Raw genomic sequence first — 21,847 nt, forward strand, 5'->3', positions numbered from 1 at the left:
GTGCGGGCTTATCCGGCCCGGTAGAATTTGTTGGGAATGAACTTGCCCATGCCGATGCGCTGGGCGTGTTCGAGTGCGCCGGTCGTGTAGTCCTGGGCCGCGAACAGGGCCTGCGGCGCCTCCATGCCGCGCGCCATCAGGGCGGTGAAGGCGGCCGAATAGGTATTGCCGGCGCCGACGAACGGTCCCGGCAGGTGCTGCCATTCGACCCGGGCAATGATGCCGTCGGCGCCGAACAGCGTGTTCGAGCAGGCGCCCTTGTCGTCGCGGGTGCCGGTGACGAGCACGTACTGGCAGCCGGCATTGGTCAGTTCGGCAACGTCCTCGAGCAGCGCGCCGTCGGCATGGTCCTCGCCGTGTTCGCCGACCTCGCGCCAGGTCTCGGCCATGCGGCCCAGCTCCGACTGCGACAGCATCAGCACCGTGGTCTGCGGCGCGAGGATCGAACGGATCGCCGACAGCATTTCTTCGTCGGCCAGGCCGGAATCGGGCAGGGCGGTGAGGAAGGGGTCGAGGATCAGGGGCGCGTCCGGGTAGTCGGACACGATTTCGGCGATCGCCGCCAGCTGCAGCACGTTGGCGACGGCACCGACCTTGAAGGCGGCCACCGGCATGTCCTCGAGCAGGACGCGCGCCTGGTCGGCCATCCAGTCGCTGTCGACTTCATGCAGGTTCTCCACCTTGGCGCTGTCCGCGACCAGCAGGCCGGCGACGACCGACAGCCCGTGGCATCCGTGCGCGGCGAACGCGGCGAGGTCGGCCTGCACGCCCAGCGCGCCGACCGGGTCGGACACGCCAAAGGTCAGGATGAGGGGTAACGGTTGGTTTTGCACGACGCCTAGATTAAGATACCTGATTCTCCATTATATTAGATTGAAGGAACAAAACTGTGAGTACTGATTCGACGGCCCCTTTCCAGACCTGGATGTGCCTGATCTGCGGCTGGGTTTATGACGAGGCTGCCGGCGCGCCGGACGATGGCATCGCGCCAGGCACCCGCTGGGCCGATGTCCCGATGAACTGGACCTGCCCCGAGTGCGGCGCCCGCAAGGACGATTTCGAGATGACCGCGATCTGAGATCGGGCGCATTCGTCGGGTCAAAAAAGTGACGCGGCTTGATGTCACATAGTTGACGCACTGCAACACTCCGCGCACAAGGGGGAAACCCTGTGCTATCGTGGCGCTTCAATGCTGAAGTGAAACGAAAATGACGACATCGCCGCAAACCGCCGGCCTGACCATCATGGTGATCGACGACAGCAGCACGATCCGCCGTTCAGCCGAAATCTTCCTGACCCAGGCGGGTTACCAGGTGGTGCTGGCCGACGATGGTTTCGACGCGCTCGCCAAGATCAACGACCACCATCCCGCGCTGGTGTTCTGCGACATCCTGATGCCGCGCCTGGACGGCTACCAGACTTGTGCATTGATCAAGAAGAGCGCGCGCTTCCACGCGACGCCCGTCCTGATGCTCTCGTCCAAGGATGGCCTGTTCGACCGCGCGCGCGGCGCGATGGTCGGCGCCTCGGCCTACCTGACCAAACCCTTTTCCAAGGACAGCCTGCTGGCGGCCGTGCGCGAGCACACCGCCGCCAGATCCTGACCCGCTACCTCACCGACTCCGGAGCCCAACGTGGCCATACAAAAAGTCCTGATCGTCGACGACTCCCCGACCGAGCGCTTCTACCTCACCGACATCCTGGTGCGGCACGGCTATGCCGTCACCGTCGCCGTCAACGGCGAGGAGGCGATCGACAAGATCCGCGCCGAACGCCCGCACCTGATCCTGATGGACGTGGTCATGCCGGGCGCGAACGGCTTCCAGGTGACGCGCTCGATCGCGCGCGACCCGGAACTGGCGGCGATCCCCATCATCATCTGCAGCAGCAAGAGCCAGGAAACCGACCGCATCTGGGGCATGCGCCAGGGCGCCAGGGAATACCTGGTCAAGCCGGTCGACCCGGCGCTGCTGCTGGCCAGCATCGCGTCGATCGACGACAAGGCTGTGCAGGCCGCCGCAGCATGACCGCGGGCCCGGCACGGCTCGACCCCGCCACGCGCCGCACCCGCCTGCGCGAATACCAGGAACAGCTCCTCGAGCGCATGCAGGCCGCCAGGAACGGCAGCGGCGCGCCGATCCAGCAGCTGGGGCTGCAGGTGGGCGGCACCCGCTACCTGCTCGACCTGGTCGAGGCCGGCGAGATCGTCGCGCCGGTGCCGCTGGCGCGCGTGCCGCTGACCGTGCCCTGGTACCTGGGCCTGGCCAATGTGCGCGGCACCCTGGTGGGCGTGATCGACCTGGCGCGCTACCTCGGCCGGGACGGCCCGCCCGCGCCTGGCGCCAGCGCGCGCCTCGTCACCTTTTCGCCCTCGCTCGGCTTCAATTGCGCCCTGCTGGCCGAGCGCGTGTATGGGCTGCGCCAGGCCAGCGCCATGCAGCGCGAGGGCGAGGCCCTGGTCGATGCCGAGGGCAATTCCTGGACGCCGCTCTCGCTGGCGGCGCTGGTGCGGGAAGAGCGCTTCCTGCACGTCGGACTGCCGGCCGGCGCACAGGGGCACGCACACGTACAAGCAGCGACGCACGCAGCATCACACGCAAACCACGGATAAGCTGGAGCCGGAATGGGTATCGCCTCGAAACTCGCCATGAACGTATTCTCGAAGGACAGCGCGGACGTCGACACCGCGCTGGCCTCGCCCGACACCCAGTTCGGTCCGGGCATGCTGCCGCAGCAGCCGTCGAACGACGGGGCGCCCCATGGCTCGGCCGAGGCCGCCGCACGCCGGCTCGGCAATACCCGCCCGCGCAAGCCGCTGGCGGCGCCGCCGGAAGAGGGCGACGAGCTGCGCCTGCCGCTGATCGGCCACCTGTCGCTGTCGCGCCAGCTGCGCCTGCTGCTGGTAGCCTTCGCGATCGGCATCCTGCTCACCGTGCTGGCGATGTGGCAAAGCGCCGCGCGCACCAACGTCGCCTCGACCCAGAGCCAGGTCGCCAGCGATGCGCTGATGCATTCGCAGCGCGTCGCGAAGGCCGCGCCGAACGCCCTGCGCGGCGACGCCACGGCGTTCAAGGAACTCGACGAAAGCCGCGCCGAACTCGGGCGCGAACTGGCGCTGCTGGCGCGCGGCGGCCAGGCGGGCGGCCTGGCGCTGCCGGCCGCTTCGGGCGAGATCAGTGCCCTGCTGGCGAAAGCGCGTTCGGCCTGGTCGGCTTCGAACGCCGCGGCCACCACCATCGTCGGAAACAAACGCCACCTGGCCGGGTTCGGCGCCAGCGTGACCAGGCTCGAGGTGCTCGTGCCCGAGCTCCAGGACGTCGCCGGCAAGCTGCTCGCGGCCAGGACGCAGCGCGGCGGTGCGCGCGAGGTGGCCGCTCTCGAGCGCCTGGTTGCGCTCACCGAACGCCTGTCGGTGTCGAGCCATGCCGCCACGGCCCCTGGCGCCGCGCACCGCGACGCCGCCAGGACCATCGTGCGCGACAGCGCCGAACTGGGCGCCCTGCTGGACGGCCTGGTCGAAGGCAGCGCCACCCTCGGCCTGGCGCCGTTGCCGGACGCCGGCCTGCGCGACCGGCTGGCCGCTGCCCGCACCGCCTACCAGGCCTGGCAGGAAGGCGTGGCCGCCTTCTCGAGCAACCTCCACCATTTCGCCGCCGCCCACGCCGCCGAGCAGGTCATCGCGCGCGACAACGAGGGCTTGCGCGCGACGCTGGCGCGCGTGCAGCTCGAATACCGCGCCAACCTGGGCCGCAACGGCGCCTGGTTCTGGCTGCTTGTCGGCGCCTCGATCTTCACGCTGGCAGTGGGCGGCAGCATCAGCCGCGTCATGCTGCAGGATTCGCGCAACCGTACCCGCGGCGCCGATGCGCGCCGCCGCGAAGCCGAGGCGATGCGCCAGCTGGCCCAGGCCAAGGAAGAAGAGGCCAAGGCCACCAACGACCAGAACCAGGCGGCGATCCTGCGCCTGATGAACGAACTGCAGGAAGTGGCGGACGGCGACCTGACCGTGCACGCCACCGTGTCGGAAGATATCACCGGGGCGATTGCCGACTCGGTCAACTACACGGTCGAGGAGCTGCGCGGACTCGTCCTGCGGGTGATCAAGACCACCGAGCAGGTGACGCGCGCGTCCGGCGGCGCCCAGGCGGTGTCGACCGAGCTGCTGGGCGCGGCCGAGCAGCAGTCGCGCCAGATCAAGGAAGCCTCGTCCACCGTGCTGCACATGGCGGCGCAGATCGCGGACGTGTCGCGTTCCGCCACCGAGTCGGCCGACGTGGCGCGCCAGTCGGTGGCCGCGGCCGAGCAGGGCGCGCTGGCGGTGCAGAACGCGATCGCCGGCATGAACGAGATCCGCGAACAGATCCAGGAAACCTCGAAGCGCATCAAGCGCCTGGGCGAATCCTCGCAGGAGATCGGCGAGATCACCGACCTGATCTCCGACATCACCGAGCAGACCAACGTGCTGGCGCTGAACGCCGCGATCCAGGCGGCCTCGGCCGGCGAAGCGGGACGCGGCTTCTCGGTGGTGGCCGAGGAAGTGCAGCGGCTGGCGGAGCGCTCGGCCGAATCGGCCAAGCAGATCGGCGCGCTGGTGCGCACCATCCAGGCCGATACCCACGACGCCGTCGCGGCGATGGAAAAATCGACCCAGGGCGTGGTCGAGGGCGCGCGCCTGTCGGACGCGGCCGGCGCGGCACTCATCGACATCTCGCGCGTGTCGAACCGCCTGGCGGAGCTGATCCAGGGCATCTCGGCCGCGGCCGAGGAGCAGGCGCATTCGGCCAACGGCGTGGCCCACAACATGCAGCACATCCTGTCCGTCACCGAGCACACCCAGGGCGGCACGCGCCAGACGGCGCAGTCGATCCGCGAGCTGGCGCTGCTGGCGCAGGAGCTGAAAGATTCCGTGTCGCGCTTCCGCGTGGCCGCCTGAGGACCCCATGAACGCTTCTTCCTCCTTCGATACCGGCCCGCTGTCGTGGGTGATCGGCGAGATCCGCGACGCGCTCGCACGCTCGGGCAGCGCGCTGCGCGACGCGGCCGGCCGCAGTCCTGAAGCGCAGCCGACGCTGCTGCTGCACGCCAAGACCCACCTGCACCAGGCGCATGGCGCCCTGCAGATGGTGGACGTCGAAGGCGTGGAGGTGCTGGGCACGGCAGCCGAAACCCTGATCGACCGCTTCAAGGATGGACAGCTGCCTTGCACGCCGGAGGCGGTGAAGACCGTGCAGGAAGCCTACCAGGCCATCGTCGAATACCTGGACGAACTGCTCAGGGGCAGTTCGCAGCAGCCGGCGCGCCTGTTCCCCTATTACCGCGACCTGCAGCAACTGCTGGGCGTGGAGCGCATCCATCCGTCCGACCTGCTGCCGGCCGACCTCGGCAAGGCGGTCGAGCTGCCGGGACCGGGAACCGCCGAAGTCCCCGACGTCGCGGCCTGCCGTGCGCGCTTCGAACGGTCGTTGCTGCCTTACCTGAAGAGCGGCGGCCCGGAGCACGCCGCCGGCATGCGCGACGCCCTGGCGCCGATCGCGGCCAGCCAGCTCGAGCCGCGCCCGCGCCTGTTCTGGCGCGCCATGCACGCCTTTGCCGGCGTGGTGGCCGACGGCCAGGTCGACGCGGACCTGTACGTGAAGCAGCTGCTCGGCCAGGTCAACCTGCAGCTGCGCCGCCTGGCGCAGGGGCAGGGCGGCACGCCGGACGCGATGCTGCGCGATGCGCTGTTCTTCGTGGCGGCCGCAGCCCAGCCTGGGCCGGATGCGCAAACCCTGCGCCAGGCCTGCGGCCTGGACGGCCTGGTGCCGCACGACTACGCGGCGCGCCGCTACGGACACATCGACCAGGCCACGCTGCAGGAAGCGCGCGAGGCGCTGGCCCGCACCAAGCAGGACTGGGACCGCATCGCCACCGGAGGCGACGCCGGGGTCAGGGACGATTTCAGCGACGCGCTGTCGCGCCTGGCCGGCGCCAGCGAAAAGCTGGGCGCGCCCGCGCTGGCCCAGCTGATGCGCGAACTGGGCCGCGCCGCGACGGACGCCATGCAGGCCGGCCGCAGCGACGAGGTCAAGCTGGAGATGGCGACCGCCATGCTGTTCGTCGAGAACGGCCTGGACCAGCTGCGCCAGCTGCCGGACGACTTCGCCGAGAACGCCGAAGCCGTCGGCGCGCGCCTGCTGGCGCTGGCGGCCGGCGAGACCCCGCCCGACGCGCCGCACTGGCAGGGCGAGCTGGCGCGCCAGATCCAGCAGGGCCAGACCGTGGCCGTGCTGGCGGGCGAGATCAAGACCGGATTGCGCCAGGTCGAGAAGCTGCTGGACGAGTATTACGACGATCCGGGCAAGCGCGAGGCGCTGGCGCAGGCCGCACCGGTCCTGCACCAGCTGCAGGGCGCGCTGGCCATCCTCGACCAGGAGCAGGCCGTGCTGGCGGCGCGCCATGTCGCGGCCGAAGTGCGCGCACTGGAAACGGGCGACGGCGACCTCGCGGCCCAGTCGGCCGCGCTGCACAACATCGCCCAGAACATCGGCGCGCTCGGTTTCTTCACCGACCTGCTGGCGCAGGACAGCGCGGCGGCGCAGGGCCGCTTCACCTTCGACCGGGACAAGCGCCTGCTGCGCGAGCTGCCGTTCGAGTTCGTCGAGGCCGCGCCGGCGCCCGAGCCCGTACCCGAACCGGCGCAGGAGCAGCCCGCGGCGCCGGCACAGGAAACGACGCTCGAGTCCGAGCTGCTCGGGATCTTCATCCTCGAAGCCCGCGAAGTGCTGGACGTCGTGGCCGGGACCCTGCCGCAGGCGCACGGCCGGCCGGCTGACCAGGAGGCCCTGACCCTGCTGCGCCGCTCCTTCCACACCCTCAAGGGCAGCAGCCGCATGGTGAGCCTGGAGCGCTTCGCGGAGGCGGCCGCCGCCATCGAAAAGACCATGAACCTGTGGCTGGCCGAGGGGCGCAGCGCCACGCCCGCGCTGCTGGCGCTGCTCGCGCAGGCGCATGCGGAACTGTCGGACTGGGTGGCCGAGCTGGCGGCCGGCGGCACCTCGGCACGCACCGGCGAGGCCCTGGTGGCGGCCGCGGCGCGCGTGCAGGAAGGCGGCGACGCCGTGACCGGCGAGGCAGCCGCTGCGCCGGCGCCGGACACCAAACGCATCGGCGACCTGGAGATTCCGCTCGGCCTGTACACCATCTACCTCGACGAGGCCGAGACGCTGGTGCAGCAGCTGGCGCAGGATGTCGACGCGTGGCGCGCCGAACCGGAACGCCGCGCCGCCCCGGAATCGCTGAAGGCCGCGCATACCCTGGCCGGCACCTCGTCCACGGTCGGCTACACCGCGCTGCACGATGTCGCCCATGCACTGGAACTGGTGCTGGAAAAGCTCGCCGCACCCGGGCCGGAACTGGACGACAGCGCACGCGGCCTGCTGGACGCGGCCCTGTCGCGCGTGCGCACGATGTTGCAGGTGTTCGCCCTCGGCGAACTCGCCCCGGCCCAGCCGGACCTCGTCGCCCAGCTCGGCGCGCTGCTCGAACGCCTGGCGAGCCAGCAGGCGGCGAACCTGTACGGGGAAGTCGACCCGGTGCTGGCGCAGGAGCTCGATGCACTGTTCGCCGCTGCCTACCGGGAGTTGCTGGTGGCGCCGCCGTTCGAGTACGTCGGGGACACCGCCGGAGCCGGGGAGGCGCCGGCCGTGCCGGAAGCCGCCGGGCAGAAAAGCGCCGCCAGCGAGATCGACGACCTGTTCGACGCCTTCCTCGACGATCCCTTCGCCGCGCCGGAACTGGTCCAGGCGGCGCCTGCGGAACAGGAACCGGCCTTCGTCCCGGTCACGCCGGATGAAGCGGTGCTGCTCGATGCCGTGCAGGCGCCCGGGCCTGTTCCGGAAACGGCCTCCGAACCGGTCCCCGTGCCTGCTCCCGACAGCGTACCGGCCACGCCGGCGCCGGCCGACAGCGTGCTGGCCGCCGGCGCCGTGTTCGGCGACGAACTCGACCCGGACCTGTTGCCCGTGTTCCTCGAGGAGGGCGCCGACCTGTTCCCGCAGATCGGCAACGGCCTGCGCCAGTGGCAGCAGAACCCCGGCGACCATGCGATCGCGCAGGGCCTGCAGCGCGCGCTGCACACGGTGAAAGGCAGCGCCCGCATGGCCGGCGCGATGCGCCTCGGCCAGCACGTGCACGAGATGGAAACCCAGATCGAGAACATGGTGCATGCCGGGACGAACGCTGTTGCGCCCGGCGCGGCAGCCTTCGACGAACTGCTGGCCAACCATGACCAGGCCTTGCTGCTGTTCGAACAGCTCCAGCAGCCATCCGCGCCGGCGCCGGACGCAGCCGCTGGCGCCTCTGCTGCTGCCGCGGCGCCGGCCGAACAGCCGGGCGCGCGGGCGCCGCTGGTGCGCGTGCGCGCCGACCTGCTCGACCGGGTCGTCAACCAGGCCGGGGAGGTGTCGATCACGCGTTCGCGCCTGGAAAACCAGGTGGGTTCGCTCAAGAGCGCGCTGTCCGATTTCTCCGAAAACCTCGACCGCCTGCGCCGCCAGATGCGCGAGATCGAGATGCAGGCCGAGTCGCAGATCGCCTCGCGCTTGTCGATCGCGGGCGAGCGCGAGTTCGACCCGCTCGAATTCGACCGCTTCACGCGCCTGCAGGAACTGACGCGCATGATGGCCGAGAGCGTGAACGACGTGGAGGCCTTCCACGAAGGACTGTCGCGTACGGTGGACAGCGCGGCCGAAGACCTGGCCGCCCAGTCGCGCATGACGCGCGACCTGCAGCGCGACCTGATGCGGGTGCGCATGGTGCCCTTTGCGAACCTGTCCGAACGCCTGTTCCGCGTGGCGCGCCGGACGGCCAAGGAGACCGACAAGCGCGTCAACCTCGACATCCGCGGCGGCGCGGTCGAGATCGACCGCAGCGTGCTGGAGCAGATGGCCGCGCCGTTCGAGCACCTGCTGCGCAATGCGATCGTGCACGGCATCGAGCCGCGCGCGCAGCGTACCGCGGCCGGCAAGCCGGAGACCGGCGAGATCCTGGTGCAGGTGAGCCAGCACGGCAACGAGGTGGCGATCGTGATCGGCGACGACGGCGCCGGGCTCGACCTCGGGCGCATCCGCGCCAAGGCGCGTGCCATGGGCCTGGTCGGGACGGATGAGATCGTGTCCGACCAGGAGGCGGCCGAGCTGATCTTCGAGCCGGGCTTCTCGACGGCCGACGCGCTGACCGAGCTGGCCGGGCGCGGGGTGGGCATGGACGTGGTCCGCTCCGAGGCCCGGGCGCTCGGCGGGCGCGTGGCGGTGAGCACCGAGCCGGGCCAGGGTACGCGGATCGCGATCCACCTGCCCTTGAGCCTGGCCGTGGCGCAGGTGGTGCTGGTGTCGGGCGCCGGACGCACCTGGGCGCTGCCGTCGACGCTGGTCGAGCAGGTGATGCAGGTGCGCGATACCGACCTGGACGCGGCGCAGGCGCTCGGTTCGATCCCGGTGGGCGGCCAGCCGCACCCGCTGCACGCGCTCGCGGCCTTGCTGGGCGAGCACGCCGCGGCGGGCCAGGGCGCTGCCGCCGCGCAGCGCCTGCATCCGGTGCTGGTGGTGCAGGGCGCCGGCGGCCGCATCGCGCTGTGTGTGGACGACGTGCTGGGCAACCGCGAGGTGGTGGTCAAGCCCATCGGGCCGCAGCTGGCGCGCGTGCCGGGCATTGCCGGGGCAACGGTGCTGGGCACCGGCGAGATCGTGCTGATCCTCGACCCGGTGGCGCTGGCGCAGCAGCCTGCCGCGCGCGTTCCGGACGGCGCAGCCGAGCGCGCGCCGGCCGCGCGCGCGCCGACCATCATGGTGGTGGACGATTCGATCACCGTGCGCCGCGTCACCCAGCGCCTGCTGGAGCGCGAAGGCTACGCGGTGATGCTGGCCAAGGATGGGGTCGACGCGCTGGAGCAGATCGGGCAGGCCGGGCAGGCCGGGCATATGCGGCCGGACCTGATGCTGGTCGATATCGAGATGCCGCGCATGGACGGCTTCGACCTGACGCGCCAGATCCGCAGCGACGAGGCGACGGAGTCGATCCCGATCATCATGATCACGTCGCGCACGGCGGACAAGCACCGCAATGTGGCGCTGGGGCTGGGAGTCAACGCTTACTTCGGCAAGCCGTACCAGGAAGAGGTGTTGCTGGCGGCGATCGGGAGTTTGCTCGACAAGGGCTGATGGCTGCGGTGCGGGATTGGATTCGCACCTTTGCAACCGCCATCCTTGCTCAGCCGACCACTACACCGACGTCGTCCCCGCGCAGGCGGGGGCTCAAGTTCATTGGGTTAGCCGTCCCCCTTCTTGAGCGCAGCGAACCGCTCCAGCGTGCGCTTGCGCGCCTCATCGTGGTCCACCACCGGCAACGGATAATCCCGCCCCAGCACGACGCCCTTGCGCGCCAGCTCGTCCCTCGGGACCAGCCACGGCGCATGAATCTCCTTCGCACCGAGTCCTGCCAGGGCCGGCACCCATGCGCGAATGAACTGCCCTTGCGCATCGAAGCGCTGCGACTGCGACACCGGGTTGAAAATCCGGAACCACGGCTGGGCATCGCAGCCGGTGGAGGCCGCCCACTGCCAGCCGCCGTTGTTCGACGCCAGGTCGTAGTCGTTCAGCTTCAGCGCGAAATAGCGCTCGCCGCGGCGCCAGTCGATGCCGAGGTCCTTGGTGAGAAAGCTCGCCGTGATCATGCGCAGCCGGTTGTGCATGAAGCCCGTCCGGTTCAACTGCGCCATCGCCGCGTCGACCAGCGGATAGCCGGTCCGTCCTGCGCACCAGGCCGCGAACCGTTCCTCGGCTTGCGCGCCGCTGTCCCACGCCAGCGCGTCGAAGGCCGGCTTGAACGATTGCGTCGTCACCTGCGGATTGCGCGCCAGGATCATCGAATAGAAATCGCGCCAGATGAGTTCCGACAGCCACACCGAGGCGCCGCTGCCGCCGGCGCCGCTGAGCGCCATCTGCTGCGCCGTGCGCACCAGGTGGCGGATCGAGGTGGTCCCGAAGCGCAGGTGCACCGACAGGCGCGAAGTGCCGTCCCCGGACGGAAAGTCACGCGCCCGGCCATAGTCCGCCACGCGCGCGACGAAGCGTTCGAACAGCGCTTCGGCGCCTTCCATCCCGGCCGGCAGCGGCGGTTCGCCCGGCTCGAAGCCGAGCTCATCGAGCGGGGGCAGGGCAGGCGGCCCGGGTGGCGGCGCAAAGGCCTGCGCGTACTGGTCGACCGGCCAGGTGGCCAGCGTTTCCGGCTTCGCGGCCAGGCGCTTGAGCCAGGCGTTCTTGTACGGCGTGAACACCGAGAACGGCCCCCCGGCCAGCGTCAGCACCTCGTCCTGCTCGAAAACGACGTGGTCCTTCAGGCTCAGTAGTTTCCGTCCGTCCGCTTCGAGCCGTTCGTTCACCCGTGCGTCACGTTTGACCGCGTCGGGTTCATAATCGGCACATACACACACCGCGTCCACGCCGAGTTCGGCGGCCAGCGCGGGGATCACTTCAAGAGGGCGGCCTTGCCGCACGATCAGGTAGCCGCCGAGCCGGCGCAGTTCGGCATCGAGACTGGCCAGGCTGGCGTGGATGAAGCGTACACGCCGGTCGTCGCGCGGCAGCGCAGCGAGGATGTCGCAGTCATACACGAAGACGCAGTAGACGCGATTGGACGAAGTCAATGCCTGGTGCAGCGCCGCATGGTCGAATGCGCGCAGGTCACGACGGAACCAGACCAAAGAGTTGCTCATATTCATCATCGTGTGCAGGGTCAAGACGGCGGCCGATTGTACTGGGTAGGATTCTTCCTAAGCAGCAGCCGTTCATCCTGAGGCGGGACATTCGCGGGACGGGACGGCCCGTGCGAGGATGCTGAACCGGGGCGCGTCACGGCGTTCCATGGCCCCGGAGCCAATTCAGTGTAAACTATCGAAAAGCGTAAAGTTGTTTAGTGGACACTTCACGGTCGCTTACGGCGTCCCCCATCAGAGTGAGCCCATGTGAGAGCAAGCGTATGAAAAAAAGTAAAGTTGGCAAAACTCTACCGATGCCCGGCATGCCGCCGGAGCACGACGACACGCTCGCGAAGGCCGGGCCCGCTCCTTCGGGACTGAACCTCGCCAACCATTTCCTGATCGCGATGCCGTCGATCCAGGACCCGATCTTCGGCGGCACCGTGGTCTACGTCTGCGAGCACAACGAAAAGGGCGTGCTCGGCGTGGTCATCAACAAGCCGACCGACATGACGATGGAAGTCCTGTTCGACCGCATCGACCTCAAGCTCGCCGAAGGCCTGCGCGCTTCCGTGGTCGACGAACCGATCATGTTCGGCGGCCCGGTCCAGGACGACCGCGGCTTCGTGCTGCATTCGCCTGGCGGACGCTTCTCGTCCTCGCTCACGGTCACCGACGACGTCGCCTTCACCACCTCGATCGACGTGCTCGAGGCCGTCGCCAGCGGTTCCGGCCCGGCCCGCATGCTGGTGTCGATCGGCTACGCCGGCTGGAGCCCGGGCCAGCTCGAGGAAGAAATCTCGCGCAACGGCTGGCTCACGGTGGGCGCCGACCCGCGCGTGCTGTTCGACCTGCCGATCGAGGAACGCTATACCGCCGCCATCAAACTGCTGGGAATTGATCCGCTCATGCTTGCCACAGAAGCCGGCCATGCGTAGTGGCATCTCGAATAACCTACTGCGCGTCGCATTCGCGGCCTGCGATGCTCCGCTACGGCGGACCGGCCGTACGTCTGTACGGCTGCGCTTCTCGACCATGACTGCTTCCGCTCGCTACGGTTCTTCGAGATGCTTTAACGATGGTTGATATTGTTTTTGGATTTGACTTCGGGGTCAAGCGCATCGGTATTGCCATGGGCAACACCCTGACGGGGCAGGCGCAGCCGTTGACGGTCATCCGGGCCGTCGACAACGCCACCCGTTTCCAGGTCATTGGCGACCTGATCACGCAATGGAAGCCGGCGCGCCTCGTCGTGGGCGAGCCGCGCCATCCCGACGGCGCCGAGCACGACATGACGCTGCGCAGCCGGCGTTTCGCCAACCAGCTCCACGGCCGCTTCAACCTGCCCGTCGAACTCGTCGACGAGCGCTATTCCTCCGCCGTCATCCCGCAAAAGCGCGGCGAGATCATCGACGCCAAGGCGGCCGCCATCATTTTGCAACAATACTTTGATGCTCATTGACTCTCATGCCAACATCTAACACCGCTACCGCCGATTTCGACGCGGAAGCGCTCTACCGCGAACTGCTCGCCCAGGTCCGCGCGGGCCTGGACGGCGTGCAGGACGCCGCCATCGTCGGCATCCATTCCGGCGGCGCCTGGCTGGCCGAGCGGCTGGCGCGCGACCTCGACCTCACCGGCCGCCTGGGTTCGATCGACGTCTCGTTCTACCGCGACGACTATGCCAAGAAGGGCCTGCACCCGGACGTGAAGCCGACCCATATCCGCTTCCCGGTGGATGGCGCGACGGTCGTGCTGGTGGACGACGTGCTGCAGACCGGCCGCACCGTGCGTGCGGCCATCAACGTGCTGTTCGATTACGGCCGCCCGGCCTGCATCCGCCTGGCGGCGCTGGCCGACCGCGGCGGGCGCGAACTGCCGGTGGCGGCCGATTATGTCGGCGTCCACGCCACCACCCTGGCCCCGCACCAGTCGCTGTGCCTGCAGCGCGACGAGGCCGGCCAGCTCACGCTGACCATCGAAGAAGATCCGTCCGAATCCGCTGCTTCCCACTGACCATGCCGAAACTGTTTGATAACCCGCAACTGAACAAGAACGGCGAGCTGCAGCACCTGCTCAGCATCGAGGGCCTGCCCAAGTCGATCATCAACCACATCCTCGACACCGCCTCGAGCTTCGTGAGCATTTCCGACCGCGAGGTCAAGAAGGTGCCGCTGATGCGCGGCAAGAGCGTGTTCAACCTGTTCTTCGAGAACAGCACCCGCACCCGCACCACCTTCGAGATCGCCTCCAAGCGCCTGTCGGCCGACGTCATCAACCTGAACATCCAGGCCTCGTCGGCCAGCAAGGGCGAATCGCTGCTCGACACCATCGACAACCTGTCGGCCATGCATGCCGACATGTTCGTGGTGCGCCATGCGCAATCCGGCGCGCCCTACCTGATCGCCAAGCACCTGGTCGAGACGAACCAGTCGCACGTGCACGTCGTGAACGCCGGCGACGGCCGCCACGCGCACCCGACCCAGGGCCTGCTCGACATGTACACGATCCGCCACTACAAGCAGGATTTCACCAACCTGCGCGTGGCCATCGTCGGCGACATCCTGCACAGCCGCGTGGCCCGTTCCGACATCCATGCCTTGACCACGCTGGGCGTGCCCGAAGTGCGCGCCATCGGCCCGCACACCCTGCTGCCGGGCGGCCTGGAACAGATGGGCGTGCGCACCTTCACGAACATGGACGAGGGCCTGAAGGACGTCGACGTGATCATCATGCTGCGCCTGCAGAACGAACGCATGAGCGGCGCGCTGCTGCCGTCCGCGCAGGAATACTTCAAGAGCTACGGCCTGACGCCCGAGCGCCTGGCGCTGGCCAAGCCGGACGCGATCGTGATGCACCCGGGCCCGATGAACCGCGGCGTCGAGATCGACTCGGCGGTGGCGGACGGCAGCCAGGCGGTGATCCTGCCGCAGGTGACCTTCGGGATCGCGGTACGGATGGCAGTGATGAGCATTTTGGCAGGAACCCACGGATGAAACACCATATCAAGAACGGCCGGGTGATCGACCCGGCGAACGGCATCGACGCCATCCAGGACCTCTTCATCGCCGATGGCGTCATCGCCGCCGTCGGCACGGCGCTGGAAGGCTTCACGGCCGACCGGACCATCGACGCCACCGGCCTGGTGGTCGCGCCGGGCCTGGTGGACCTGTCGGCGCGCCTGCGCGAGCCGGGCTACGAGTACAAGGCAACGCTGGAATCCGAAATGCAGGCGGCCATGCAGGGCGGCGTGACGACGCTCGTCTGCCCGCCGGACACCGACCCGGTGCTGGACGAGCCGGGCCTGGTGGAGATGCTCAAGCACCGCGCGCGCATCCTGAACCAGGCCAATGTGCACCCGCTGGGCGCGCTGACCATGGGGCTGAAAGGCAAATCATTAACGGAGATGGCCGAGCTGACCGAAGCCGGCTGCATCGGCTTCTCGCAGGCCGAGGAACCGGTCCTGGACACCACCGTGCTGCTGCGTGCCATGCAGTACGCCAAGACCTTCGGCTACACCGTATGGCTGCGTCCGCAGGACCCCCATATCGGCCGCGGCGGCGTGGCCCACAGCGGCCCGCTGGCCTCGCGCCTGGGCCTGTCCGGCGTGCCGGTCATGTCGGAAACCATCGCGCTGCACACGATCTTCGAACTGATGCGGGCCACGGGCGCGCGCGTGCACCTGTGCCGCATGTCGTCAAGCGCCGGGCTGGCGCTCGTGGCCGCAGCCAAGAAGGAAGGCCTCCTGGTGACGTGCGACGTCGGCGCGCACCACCTGCACATGACGGACGCCGACATCGGCTTCTTCGATTCCAACGCGCGCCTGACGCCGCCGCTGCGCAGCCAGCGCGACCGCGACGCCATTCGCGCCGGCCTGCTGGACGGCACGATCGATGCGGTCTGCTCGGACCACACGCCGGTGGACGAAGACGAGAAATTGCTGCCCTTCGGCGAAGCCTCGCCCGGCGCGACCGGCCTGGAACTGCTGCTGGCGCTGATGCTGAAGTGGACCGAGGACCAGCACGGCGCCGACGTGCTGCCGCAGGCCATCGCCAAAGTCACCTCGGATGCGGCGCGCATCGCCGGCCTGGAGGCGGGAACGCTCACGGTCGGCCGCGCGGCCGACGTGGTGCTGTTCGATCCGGATGCACGCTGGAAGGTCGAGCGCAAGGCGCTGGCCAGCCAGGGCAAGCACACGCCTTTCCTGGGCTACGAACTGGCCGGCCAGGTCCGCGCCACGATCGTGCGCGGGCGCGTGGCCTACCAGCGCTGAGCAGGGTGGGCGAAACCGGATACAACCCGGCCGCCCGCCTTCTTCCCGGCCTCGTGAACATCCGGCTTGCCCTGCGCCTTGCGCGCGTCATGGTCCACCTGGTGGCGGGCCTGGCGACGTGCGCGCTCGTCTTTCCGCTCGCCTCGACCGGCCTGAAGGAGCGGCTGACGCGGCGCTGGTCGCGCAAGCTGCTCGCGATGTGCCGCGTGACGGTCGAGCAGAGTCCCGGCGCGCCGGTGCTGGAACACGCGCTCATCGTGGCCAACCATGTGTCCTGGCTCGATATCTTCGTCATCAACGCACTGCATCCGTGCCGCTTCGTGGCCAAGGCCGAGATCCGCGCCTGGCCGGTGCTCGGCTGGCTGGCCGCCAGCGCCGGCACGGTGTTCATTGCGCGCGGCAACCGGCGCGAACTGCGCCACATCTTCAAGGGCCTCGTCACGGTGTTGCAGCAGGGCGAGCGTGTCGCTTTCTTCCCGGAAGGAACCACGTCGCGCCAGGGCGAGGTGCTGCCGTTCCATGCCAACCTGTTCGAGGCGGCCATCGATGCGAAAGTGCCGGTGCAGCCCTACGCGCTGTCGTATGTGGATGCGGGCGGCGCCTATCACCCCTCGATCGACTACGTGGAGGACACGACCTTCGTCGACAGCATGTTCGCCATCCTCGAAGGCCCGCCGGTACGGGCGCGGCTGGAGCCCCTGCAGCCCATCGACGGCGCCGGCGCGCATCGCCGCGAACTGGCGGAAGCGGCGCACGATGCCGTCGCCGGCGCCCTGCGCCGCTAGCGTCCTCCTGTGATTCGCAAAACGAATCACAGGGCCATAAATCATATATTGGACAACTCACAGCAGACGCGGCACGCTGGTGCTTTCTATCGTCAGCCGTTCGAGGAGACCACATGCCCACCTACCGTTCCCGCACCACCACCCAAGGCCGCAACATGGCGGGCGCGCGTGCCCTGTGGCGCGCCACCGGCATGAAGGATGGCGACTTCGACAAGCCGATCATCGCGGTGGTGAACTCGTTCACCCAGTTCGTGCCGGGCCACGTGCACCTGAAGGACCTGGGGCAGCTGGTCGCGCGCGAGATCGAGGCTTCCGGCGGCGTGGCCAAGGAATTCAACACCATCGCCGTGGACGACGGCATCGCCATGGGCCACGGCGGCATGCTGTATTCGCTGCCTTCGCGCGACCTGATCGCCGACTCGGTCGAGTACATGGTCAATGCCCACTGCGCCGATGCGATGGTCTGCATCTCGAACTGCGACAAGATCACCCCCGGCATGCTGATGGCCGCGATGCGCCTGAACATCCCGGTCGTGTTCGTCTCGGGCGGCCCGATGGAAGCGGGCAAGGTGGTCAAGGTCGTCAACAACGATCGCAAGGTCATCAAGCTGGACCTGGTGGATGCGATGATCAAGGCCGGCGACACCAGCGTCTCGGATGCCGACGTGGCGGAGATCGAGCGCTCGGCCTGCCCGACCTGCGGCTCGTGCTCGGGCATGTTCACCGCGAATTCGATGAACTGCCTGACCGAGGCGCTGGGCCTGTCCCTGCCGGGCAACGGGACGATTGTCGCCACCCATGCCGATCGCAAGGAGCTGTTCCTGCGCGCCGGCCGCCTGATCGTCGAGCTGGCCAAGCGCCACTACGAAGGGGACGATTATTCGGTGCTGCCGCGCTCGATCGCCACCAAGGCCGCGTTCGAGAACGCGATGGCGCTCGACGTGTCGATGGGCGGCTCGACCAATACCGTGCTGCACCTGCTGGCGGCGGCGCACGAGGCCGGCGTGGAATTCGCCATGGCCGACATCGACCGCATCTCGCGCAAGGTGCCCTGCCTGTGCAAGGTGGCCCCCATGACGGACAAGTACCACATCGAGGACGTGCACCGCGCCGGCGGCATCATCGCGATCCTGGGCGAGCTGGCGCGCGCCGGCCTGCTCGATACCTCCTTGCCGACGGTACACAGCGCGACGATGGGAGAGGCGATCGAGAAATACGACATCAAGCGCAGCGACGACCAGGCGGTACACGCACTGTTCCGCGCGGCGCCGGGTGGGGTGCCGACCCAGGTCGCGTTCTCCCAGTCCGAGCGCTACGAGGACAATGATCTCGACCGCAGCCTCGGGTGCATCCGCGACCGCGCCCACGCGTATTCGCAGGACGGCGGCCTGGCGGTCCTGTACGGGAACATCGCCGAGAAGGGCTGCATCGTGAAGACCGCCGGCGTGGACGAGAGCATCCTGGTCTTCTCCGGCAAGGCGCGTGTGTTCGAAAGCCAGGACGCCGCAGTCGAGGGCATCCTGGGAGATACCGTGCACGCCGGCGACGTCGTCATCATCCGCTACGAGGGCCCGAAGGGCGGCCCCGGCATGCAGGAGATGCTGTACCCGACCTCGTACATCAAGTCGAAAGGCCTGGGCAAGGCCTGCGCGCTGTTCACGGACGGGCGCTTCTCGGGCGGGTCGTCGGGCCTGGTGATCGGCCACGCATCGCCGGAAGCGGCCGAAGGCGGCGCCATCGGGCTGGTGGAAGAGGGCGACCTGATCGACATCGACATCCCGGCGCGCACCATCAACCTGCGCGTCACTCCTGAAGAGCTGGCGCAGCGCCGCGCGGCAATGGAAGCACGCGGCAGCGCGGCGTGGCAGCCGGTCAATCGCGAGCGCTACGTGTCGCAGGCCTTGCAGGCATATGCGGCCCTCACCACGTCGGCGGACCGCGGCGCGGTGCGCGACCTGTCGCAACTGAAGCGCTGAACCGTAGGGTGGTCGGCTCTGCCGACCACCCTACGAAACCCGTGCGCGGCGCAATCACGACTTCTTGCCGCCATGCTCCCGGTACTCCGGGCAATCCACCTGCAGCAGCGAGCGGTCGTCCAGGCACACCGCCGTCAGCTTGCCACCCCACACGCAGCCGCTGTCCAGGCCCACCAGGTTCGGCCGCAGCACCAGTCCCAGCGCCGACCAGTGCCCGAACACCACCGTCACGCCGGCGGTGCGCCGTTGCGGCAGGTCGAACCATGGCACCAGCCCCGAACCTTCCGGCCCGCGTTCGCTTTCCTTGTGCAGGAAGTCCATGCTGCCGTCGGGTGCGCACAGGCGCATGCGGGTGAGGGCGTTGACGATGCAGCGCAGCCGGGCCATGCCGGCCAGGCTGTCGTCCCAGCGGTTCGGCTCGTTGCCGTACATCGCGCCCAGGAAGTCGATCCAGCCCTCGCCGCGCAGGGCCGTCTCGACTTCGTGCGCCAGCGTCATCGTTTGCGCCGCATCCCATTCCGGTGCGACGCCCGCATGCACCAGCAGGTGGGCATCGACGAACATCGCCAGCGGGCGGTGGCGCAGCCATTGGATCAGTTCGTCGCGGTCGGGCGCGGCCAGGATCTCGTCGAGCGTGTCGGAGCGGCTGGTGCGTTGCGCGCCGACGGCGACGGCCACCAGGTGCAGGTCGTGGTTGCCGAGCAGGGCTTCGATGCGGCCGGGATGCGCTTCGTTCAAGGCTTTCATGCGCCGCAGCGCGCCCAGCGAATCGGGACCGCGGTTGATCAGGTCACCGACGAACAGGATGCGCGGTTGCGCCTGTCCGTGCTGCCGCGCGTCCTCGAGGATGCGGTCGATCAGGAGCAGGGCTTCGTGAGCGCAGCCCTGCAGGTCGCCGATGGCGTAAGTTCTCATGTTCTTCTTCTGCGCGCCGCTTGCGCGCCGCGTGGCATCGTATTTTGATTCAGGAGCGGGGCGGCGCCGTAATGCGCGAACCCTGCATGCTTTTGCGGATACTAAATGATTTCGCTCCCAGGCGCAGCCGATAACACCTTACCGCCGGCGAGGCGGCGCGCAACGCATAGATGCGCATGTCGCCGCGCATACTGATTTGACCCAATCTAAGCGCGCGCCACGGAAGTCATTTGAAGCCCGGGCGGCTGAGCCATTCCGGTACAATGGGCTTTATCATCTCATTGATAAAAAGGCAGCTCGAAAAACCGTCGCGTGCGGCAGCAGTCGTGGTCGGAAAGCGCCAGCGTACTTGGAGTACGCTGGGCACCACATCCCGGGCAGCCTCGTCGCGAATGCAAGGCGCAGCAGCTTGTCGAGGTGCCCATAAGCGCGTCCAACAAAACCTTCAGGGCAAGGGATGCGGCGATCCGACGCATCGGTCAAGACAGTACTTTTGTACGGCAAAGACGATGCAACGCGGCCATAGGGGTTTTTGTCAGGGGCGCTAAGAGTGCCGTGGCATTTCCGCGGAACCGCAGGCGGAATCGGTCCACCTAATTGCACCGAAAGAATAATAATGTTCTCCTTTTTCGTCAGTTTCGTTTCCTGCGCGCTCTTGACTCTGCTAGTCATTAAGTATGCGAAGCGCAAAGGTACGGCGCTCGACAATGATTATGGCGGCGTGCAGAAGTTCCATTCCCATCTGGTCGCGCGCATTGGCGGTGTGCCGATCTATCTTGCGGCCCTGATTGCCGCTGCCATTTCCACATTGCGTGAACCGGTGCTCGGCCCATGGTTCGCTTCCCTGCTCGGGTGCGGATGCATTGCGATGGCCGGCGGGATCGTCGAAGACTATACGGGCCGGGTGTCGCCCGCGCGCCGCCTGCTGCTCACGATGATCGCGGCGCTGCTCGCGTACTACCTGCTCGGCGCAAAGCTCGTGCGCCTCGATACGCCGTGGGGCGTGCTGCCCTTGCAGGTGGAGTGGATCGTGCTGCCGCTGACGGTGCTCGCCGTCGCAGGGATCGCCAATGCGGTCAACATCATCGACGGATTCAACGGCCTGGCGAGCGTGGTCAGCATCTGCATGCTGATGTCGCTGGCCTATGTCGCGCTGCAGGTCGGCGACATGCCGGTGCTGGTGACTTCGCTGGTGGTGGCCGGCGCCGCCGCCGGATTCCTGATCTGGAACTATCCGGCGGGCCTGATTTTCCTCGGCGACGGCGGCGCCTACTTCATCGGATTCATGCTCGGCGAACTGGCGCTGCTGCTGGTGATGCGCAATCCCGGCGTGTCCACCTGGTATGCCGCGCTGCTGTTGATCTATCCCGCTTTCGAAACGATATTCTCGGCGTACCGGCGCATGTTCGTGCGCGGTAAATCGCCGGCGCTGCCGGATGGTATTCACCTGCACAGTTTGATATTCCGGCGTATCGTGCAATGGACCGTGGGCCCGCGGGAAGCGCGCGCACTGATGAAACGGAACGCGCGCACCTCGCCTTATTTATGGTTGTTTTCGCTGATGGCGGTGATACCCGCTACCGTGTTCTGGAAAAATACAGGTGTGCTCATCTTCTTCAGTTTGTTGTTTATAATCAGTTACCTGTGGTTATATGCGCGTATTGTTCGATTTAAGTCACCGCGCTGGCTTTTTTTGCACAGGAAAGACTGGAAATAAGTTATTAATGTAGTATATTGCGACATTTTGGTGAGTTTTCGCCGTGCCGTATCAACCTTAACTATCGAGGGAACGAAGATGGATCTGTCTAATATGTCCGTAGGCGATTTGCGCAACCTGCAGGAGCAAATCAAGCAGGAGATGAAACAGCGCGAAGCACAGGAAGTGCAAAAAGCGCGCGAGCAAATCCTGGCGATCGCTCAGAGCGTTGGCGTTCCTCTGAAAGACCTGCTGGCAACCGGCGGCCGCAATGCCTCGTCCAAGGGCAATTCGACCAAAGGCAATACCGTCGCCGTGCGTTATCGCCACCCTGACAATGCATCGCAGCAGTGGACCGGCCGTGGCCGCCAGCCGAAGTGGGTCAAGGAATGGGTCGAAGGCGGCAAGTCGCTCGACAAGCTGCGCGTCTAAGCTTTCGCCGGTCCCCACCGGCCTTGCCGGCGCATCAGT

18 protein-coding genes are annotated in these 21,847 nt (G+C 67.8%); 15 read left to right on the forward strand and 3 right to left on the reverse strand.

Features of this window, described 5'->3' with window-relative positions; all coding sequences use genetic code 11:
* Positions 1–8: 8 nt before the first annotated feature.
* Entirely contained in the window at positions 9–833 is an 825-nt protein-coding gene (thiD, locus tag ACFFJK_RS20975) for a bifunctional hydroxymethylpyrimidine kinase/phosphomethylpyrimidine kinase (RefSeq protein ID WP_379681617.1), read from the reverse strand.
* A 92-nt stretch (positions 834–925) separates the two neighbouring features.
* Here thiD and ACFFJK_RS20980 point away from each other — a divergent pair, with 92 nt between their 5' ends.
* From ACFFJK_RS20980 to ACFFJK_RS21005, 6 genes are all read left to right on the forward strand, one after another.
* Positions 926–1,078 (forward strand): rubredoxin, encoded by a 153-nt coding sequence (locus tag ACFFJK_RS20980; RefSeq protein ID WP_029755924.1) that lies wholly within the window; start codon positions 926–928, stop codon positions 1,076–1,078.
* Positions 1,079–1,208: 130 nt separating this feature from the next.
* Positions 1,209–1,604 carry a response regulator gene (locus ACFFJK_RS20985; RefSeq protein ID WP_379681618.1) on the forward strand — a complete coding sequence of 132 codons (396 nt, stop codon included), beginning with the start codon at positions 1,209–1,211 and terminating at the stop codon, positions 1,602–1,604.
* Between the two features lie 30 nt (positions 1,605–1,634).
* Positions 1,635–2,027, forward strand: coding sequence for a response regulator (locus ACFFJK_RS20990; protein WP_379681619.1), 393 nt, complete (start codon positions 1,635–1,637; stop codon positions 2,025–2,027).
* Positions 2,024–2,611, forward strand: coding sequence for a chemotaxis protein CheW (locus ACFFJK_RS20995; RefSeq protein ID WP_379681620.1), 588 nt, complete (start codon positions 2,024–2,026; stop codon positions 2,609–2,611). Before ACFFJK_RS20990 ends, ACFFJK_RS20995 begins: the two co-directional genes overlap by 4 nt.
* Before the next feature lie 12 nt (positions 2,612–2,623).
* Positions 2,624–4,933 (forward strand): methyl-accepting chemotaxis protein, encoded by a 2,310-nt coding sequence (locus ACFFJK_RS21000; protein ID WP_379681621.1) that lies wholly within the window; start codon positions 2,624–2,626, stop codon positions 4,931–4,933.
* A gap of 7 nt (positions 4,934–4,940) precedes the next feature.
* Positions 4,941–10,196, forward strand: coding sequence for a hybrid sensor histidine kinase/response regulator (locus tag ACFFJK_RS21005; RefSeq protein WP_379681622.1), 5,256 nt, complete (start codon positions 4,941–4,943; stop codon positions 10,194–10,196).
* A 107-nt stretch (positions 10,197–10,303) separates the two neighbouring features.
* Here ACFFJK_RS21005 and ACFFJK_RS21010 read toward each other — a convergent pair whose 3' ends face one another.
* Positions 10,304–11,755, reverse strand: a complete 1,452-nt coding sequence (locus ACFFJK_RS21010) for a cryptochrome/photolyase family protein (RefSeq protein WP_379681701.1) — start codon at positions 11,753–11,755, stop codon at positions 10,304–10,306.
* A 290-nt stretch (positions 11,756–12,045) separates the two neighbouring features.
* Between ACFFJK_RS21010 and ACFFJK_RS21015 the strand changes: the two genes are divergently transcribed.
* The 7 genes from ACFFJK_RS21015 (at position 12,046) to ilvD (ending at position 18,765) form a co-directional block, all read left to right on the forward strand.
* A complete protein-coding gene (locus ACFFJK_RS21015) occupies positions 12,046–12,669 on the forward strand; it encodes a YqgE/AlgH family protein (protein WP_379681623.1) in 624 nt (207 codons plus the stop codon).
* A 140-nt stretch (positions 12,670–12,809) separates the two neighbouring features.
* On the forward strand, positions 12,810–13,193 hold the full coding sequence (gene ruvX / locus ACFFJK_RS21020) for a Holliday junction resolvase RuvX (RefSeq protein ID WP_379681624.1): 384 nt from the start codon (positions 12,810–12,812) through the stop codon (positions 13,191–13,193).
* Between the two features lie 5 nt (positions 13,194–13,198).
* Positions 13,199–13,747 carry a bifunctional pyr operon transcriptional regulator/uracil phosphoribosyltransferase PyrR gene (gene pyrR, locus ACFFJK_RS21025; protein WP_379681625.1) on the forward strand — a complete coding sequence of 183 codons (549 nt, stop codon included), beginning with the start codon at positions 13,199–13,201 and terminating at the stop codon, positions 13,745–13,747.
* A gap of 2 nt (positions 13,748–13,749) precedes the next feature.
* Positions 13,750–14,727: an aspartate carbamoyltransferase catalytic subunit gene (locus tag ACFFJK_RS21030; RefSeq protein WP_379681626.1), complete on the forward strand. Its 978-nt coding sequence runs from the start codon at positions 13,750–13,752 to the stop codon at positions 14,725–14,727.
* Positions 14,724–16,004: a dihydroorotase gene (locus ACFFJK_RS21035; RefSeq protein ID WP_379681627.1), complete on the forward strand. Its 1,281-nt coding sequence runs from the start codon at positions 14,724–14,726 to the stop codon at positions 16,002–16,004. The genes ACFFJK_RS21030 and ACFFJK_RS21035 overlap by 4 nt, the downstream gene beginning before the upstream one ends.
* A 53-nt stretch (positions 16,005–16,057) precedes the next feature.
* Entirely contained in the window at positions 16,058–16,789 is a 732-nt protein-coding gene (locus tag ACFFJK_RS21040) for a lysophospholipid acyltransferase family protein (protein WP_379681628.1), read from the forward strand.
* Between the two features lie 113 nt (positions 16,790–16,902).
* Complete coding sequence (ilvD, locus tag ACFFJK_RS21045) at positions 16,903–18,765, forward strand: dihydroxy-acid dehydratase (protein ID WP_379681629.1); 1,863 nt, start codon at positions 16,903–16,905, stop codon at positions 18,763–18,765.
* Positions 18,766–18,819: 54 nt separating this feature from the next.
* On the opposite strand, the gene ACFFJK_RS21050 is transcribed toward ilvD, so the two are convergent.
* Positions 18,820–19,680, reverse strand: coding sequence for a symmetrical bis(5'-nucleosyl)-tetraphosphatase (locus ACFFJK_RS21050; RefSeq protein ID WP_379681630.1), 861 nt, complete (start codon positions 19,678–19,680; stop codon positions 18,820–18,822).
* Positions 19,681–20,296: 616 nt separating this feature from the next.
* Between ACFFJK_RS21050 and ACFFJK_RS21055 the strand changes: the two genes are divergently transcribed.
* A complete protein-coding gene (locus ACFFJK_RS21055; RefSeq protein ID WP_379681631.1) occupies positions 20,297–21,397 on the forward strand; it encodes a glycosyltransferase family 4 protein in 1,101 nt (366 codons plus the stop codon).
* A 78-nt stretch (positions 21,398–21,475) separates the two neighbouring features.
* Positions 21,476–21,808 carry an H-NS histone family protein gene (locus ACFFJK_RS21060; RefSeq protein WP_379681702.1) on the forward strand — a complete coding sequence of 111 codons (333 nt, stop codon included), beginning with the start codon at positions 21,476–21,478 and terminating at the stop codon, positions 21,806–21,808.
* Positions 21,809–21,847: the final 39 nt, after the last annotated feature.

The organism is Massilia consociata (assembly GCF_042432755.1).
Classification (GTDB): Bacteria; Pseudomonadota; Gammaproteobacteria; order Burkholderiales; family Burkholderiaceae_D; genus Telluria; species Telluria consociata.

What these genes read in the sequence shown, in the direction of transcription:
- ruvX (WP_379681624.1), top strand. Translation starts at nt 12,810, where the DNA reads ATGGTTGATATTGTTTTTGGATTTGACTTCGGGGTCAAGCGCATCGGT.
- ACFFJK_RS21010 (WP_379681701.1), bottom strand. Translation starts at nt 11,755, where the DNA reads ATGAATATGAGCAACTCTTTGGTCTGGTTCCGTCGTGACCTGCGCGCA.
- ACFFJK_RS21050 (WP_379681630.1), bottom strand. Translation starts at nt 19,680, where the DNA reads ATGAGAACTTACGCCATCGGCGACCTGCAGGGCTGCGCTCACGAAGCC.
- ACFFJK_RS20985 (WP_379681618.1), top strand. Translation starts at nt 1,209, where the DNA reads ATGACGACATCGCCGCAAACCGCCGGCCTGACCATCATGGTGATCGAC.
- ACFFJK_RS21015 (WP_379681623.1), top strand. Translation starts at nt 12,046, where the DNA reads ATGCCCGGCATGCCGCCGGAGCACGACGACACGCTCGCGAAGGCCGGG.
- ACFFJK_RS21005 (WP_379681622.1), top strand. Translation starts at nt 4,941, where the DNA reads ATGAACGCTTCTTCCTCCTTCGATACCGGCCCGCTGTCGTGGGTGATC.
- ACFFJK_RS21060 (WP_379681702.1), top strand. Translation starts at nt 21,476, where the DNA reads ATGGATCTGTCTAATATGTCCGTAGGCGATTTGCGCAACCTGCAGGAG.
- ACFFJK_RS21030 (WP_379681626.1), top strand. Translation starts at nt 13,750, where the DNA reads ATGCCGAAACTGTTTGATAACCCGCAACTGAACAAGAACGGCGAGCTG.
- pyrR (WP_379681625.1), top strand. Translation starts at nt 13,199, where the DNA reads ATGCCAACATCTAACACCGCTACCGCCGATTTCGACGCGGAAGCGCTC.
- ACFFJK_RS21055 (WP_379681631.1), top strand. Translation starts at nt 20,297, where the DNA reads ATGTTCTCCTTTTTCGTCAGTTTCGTTTCCTGCGCGCTCTTGACTCTG.
- ilvD (WP_379681629.1), top strand. Translation starts at nt 16,903, where the DNA reads ATGCCCACCTACCGTTCCCGCACCACCACCCAAGGCCGCAACATGGCG.
- ACFFJK_RS21000 (WP_379681621.1), top strand. Translation starts at nt 2,624, where the DNA reads ATGGGTATCGCCTCGAAACTCGCCATGAACGTATTCTCGAAGGACAGC.
- ACFFJK_RS20980 (WP_029755924.1), top strand. Translation starts at nt 926, where the DNA reads ATGTGCCTGATCTGCGGCTGGGTTTATGACGAGGCTGCCGGCGCGCCG.
- ACFFJK_RS20995 (WP_379681620.1), top strand. Translation starts at nt 2,024, where the DNA reads ATGACCGCGGGCCCGGCACGGCTCGACCCCGCCACGCGCCGCACCCGC.
- ACFFJK_RS21035 (WP_379681627.1), top strand. Translation starts at nt 14,724, where the DNA reads ATGAAACACCATATCAAGAACGGCCGGGTGATCGACCCGGCGAACGGC.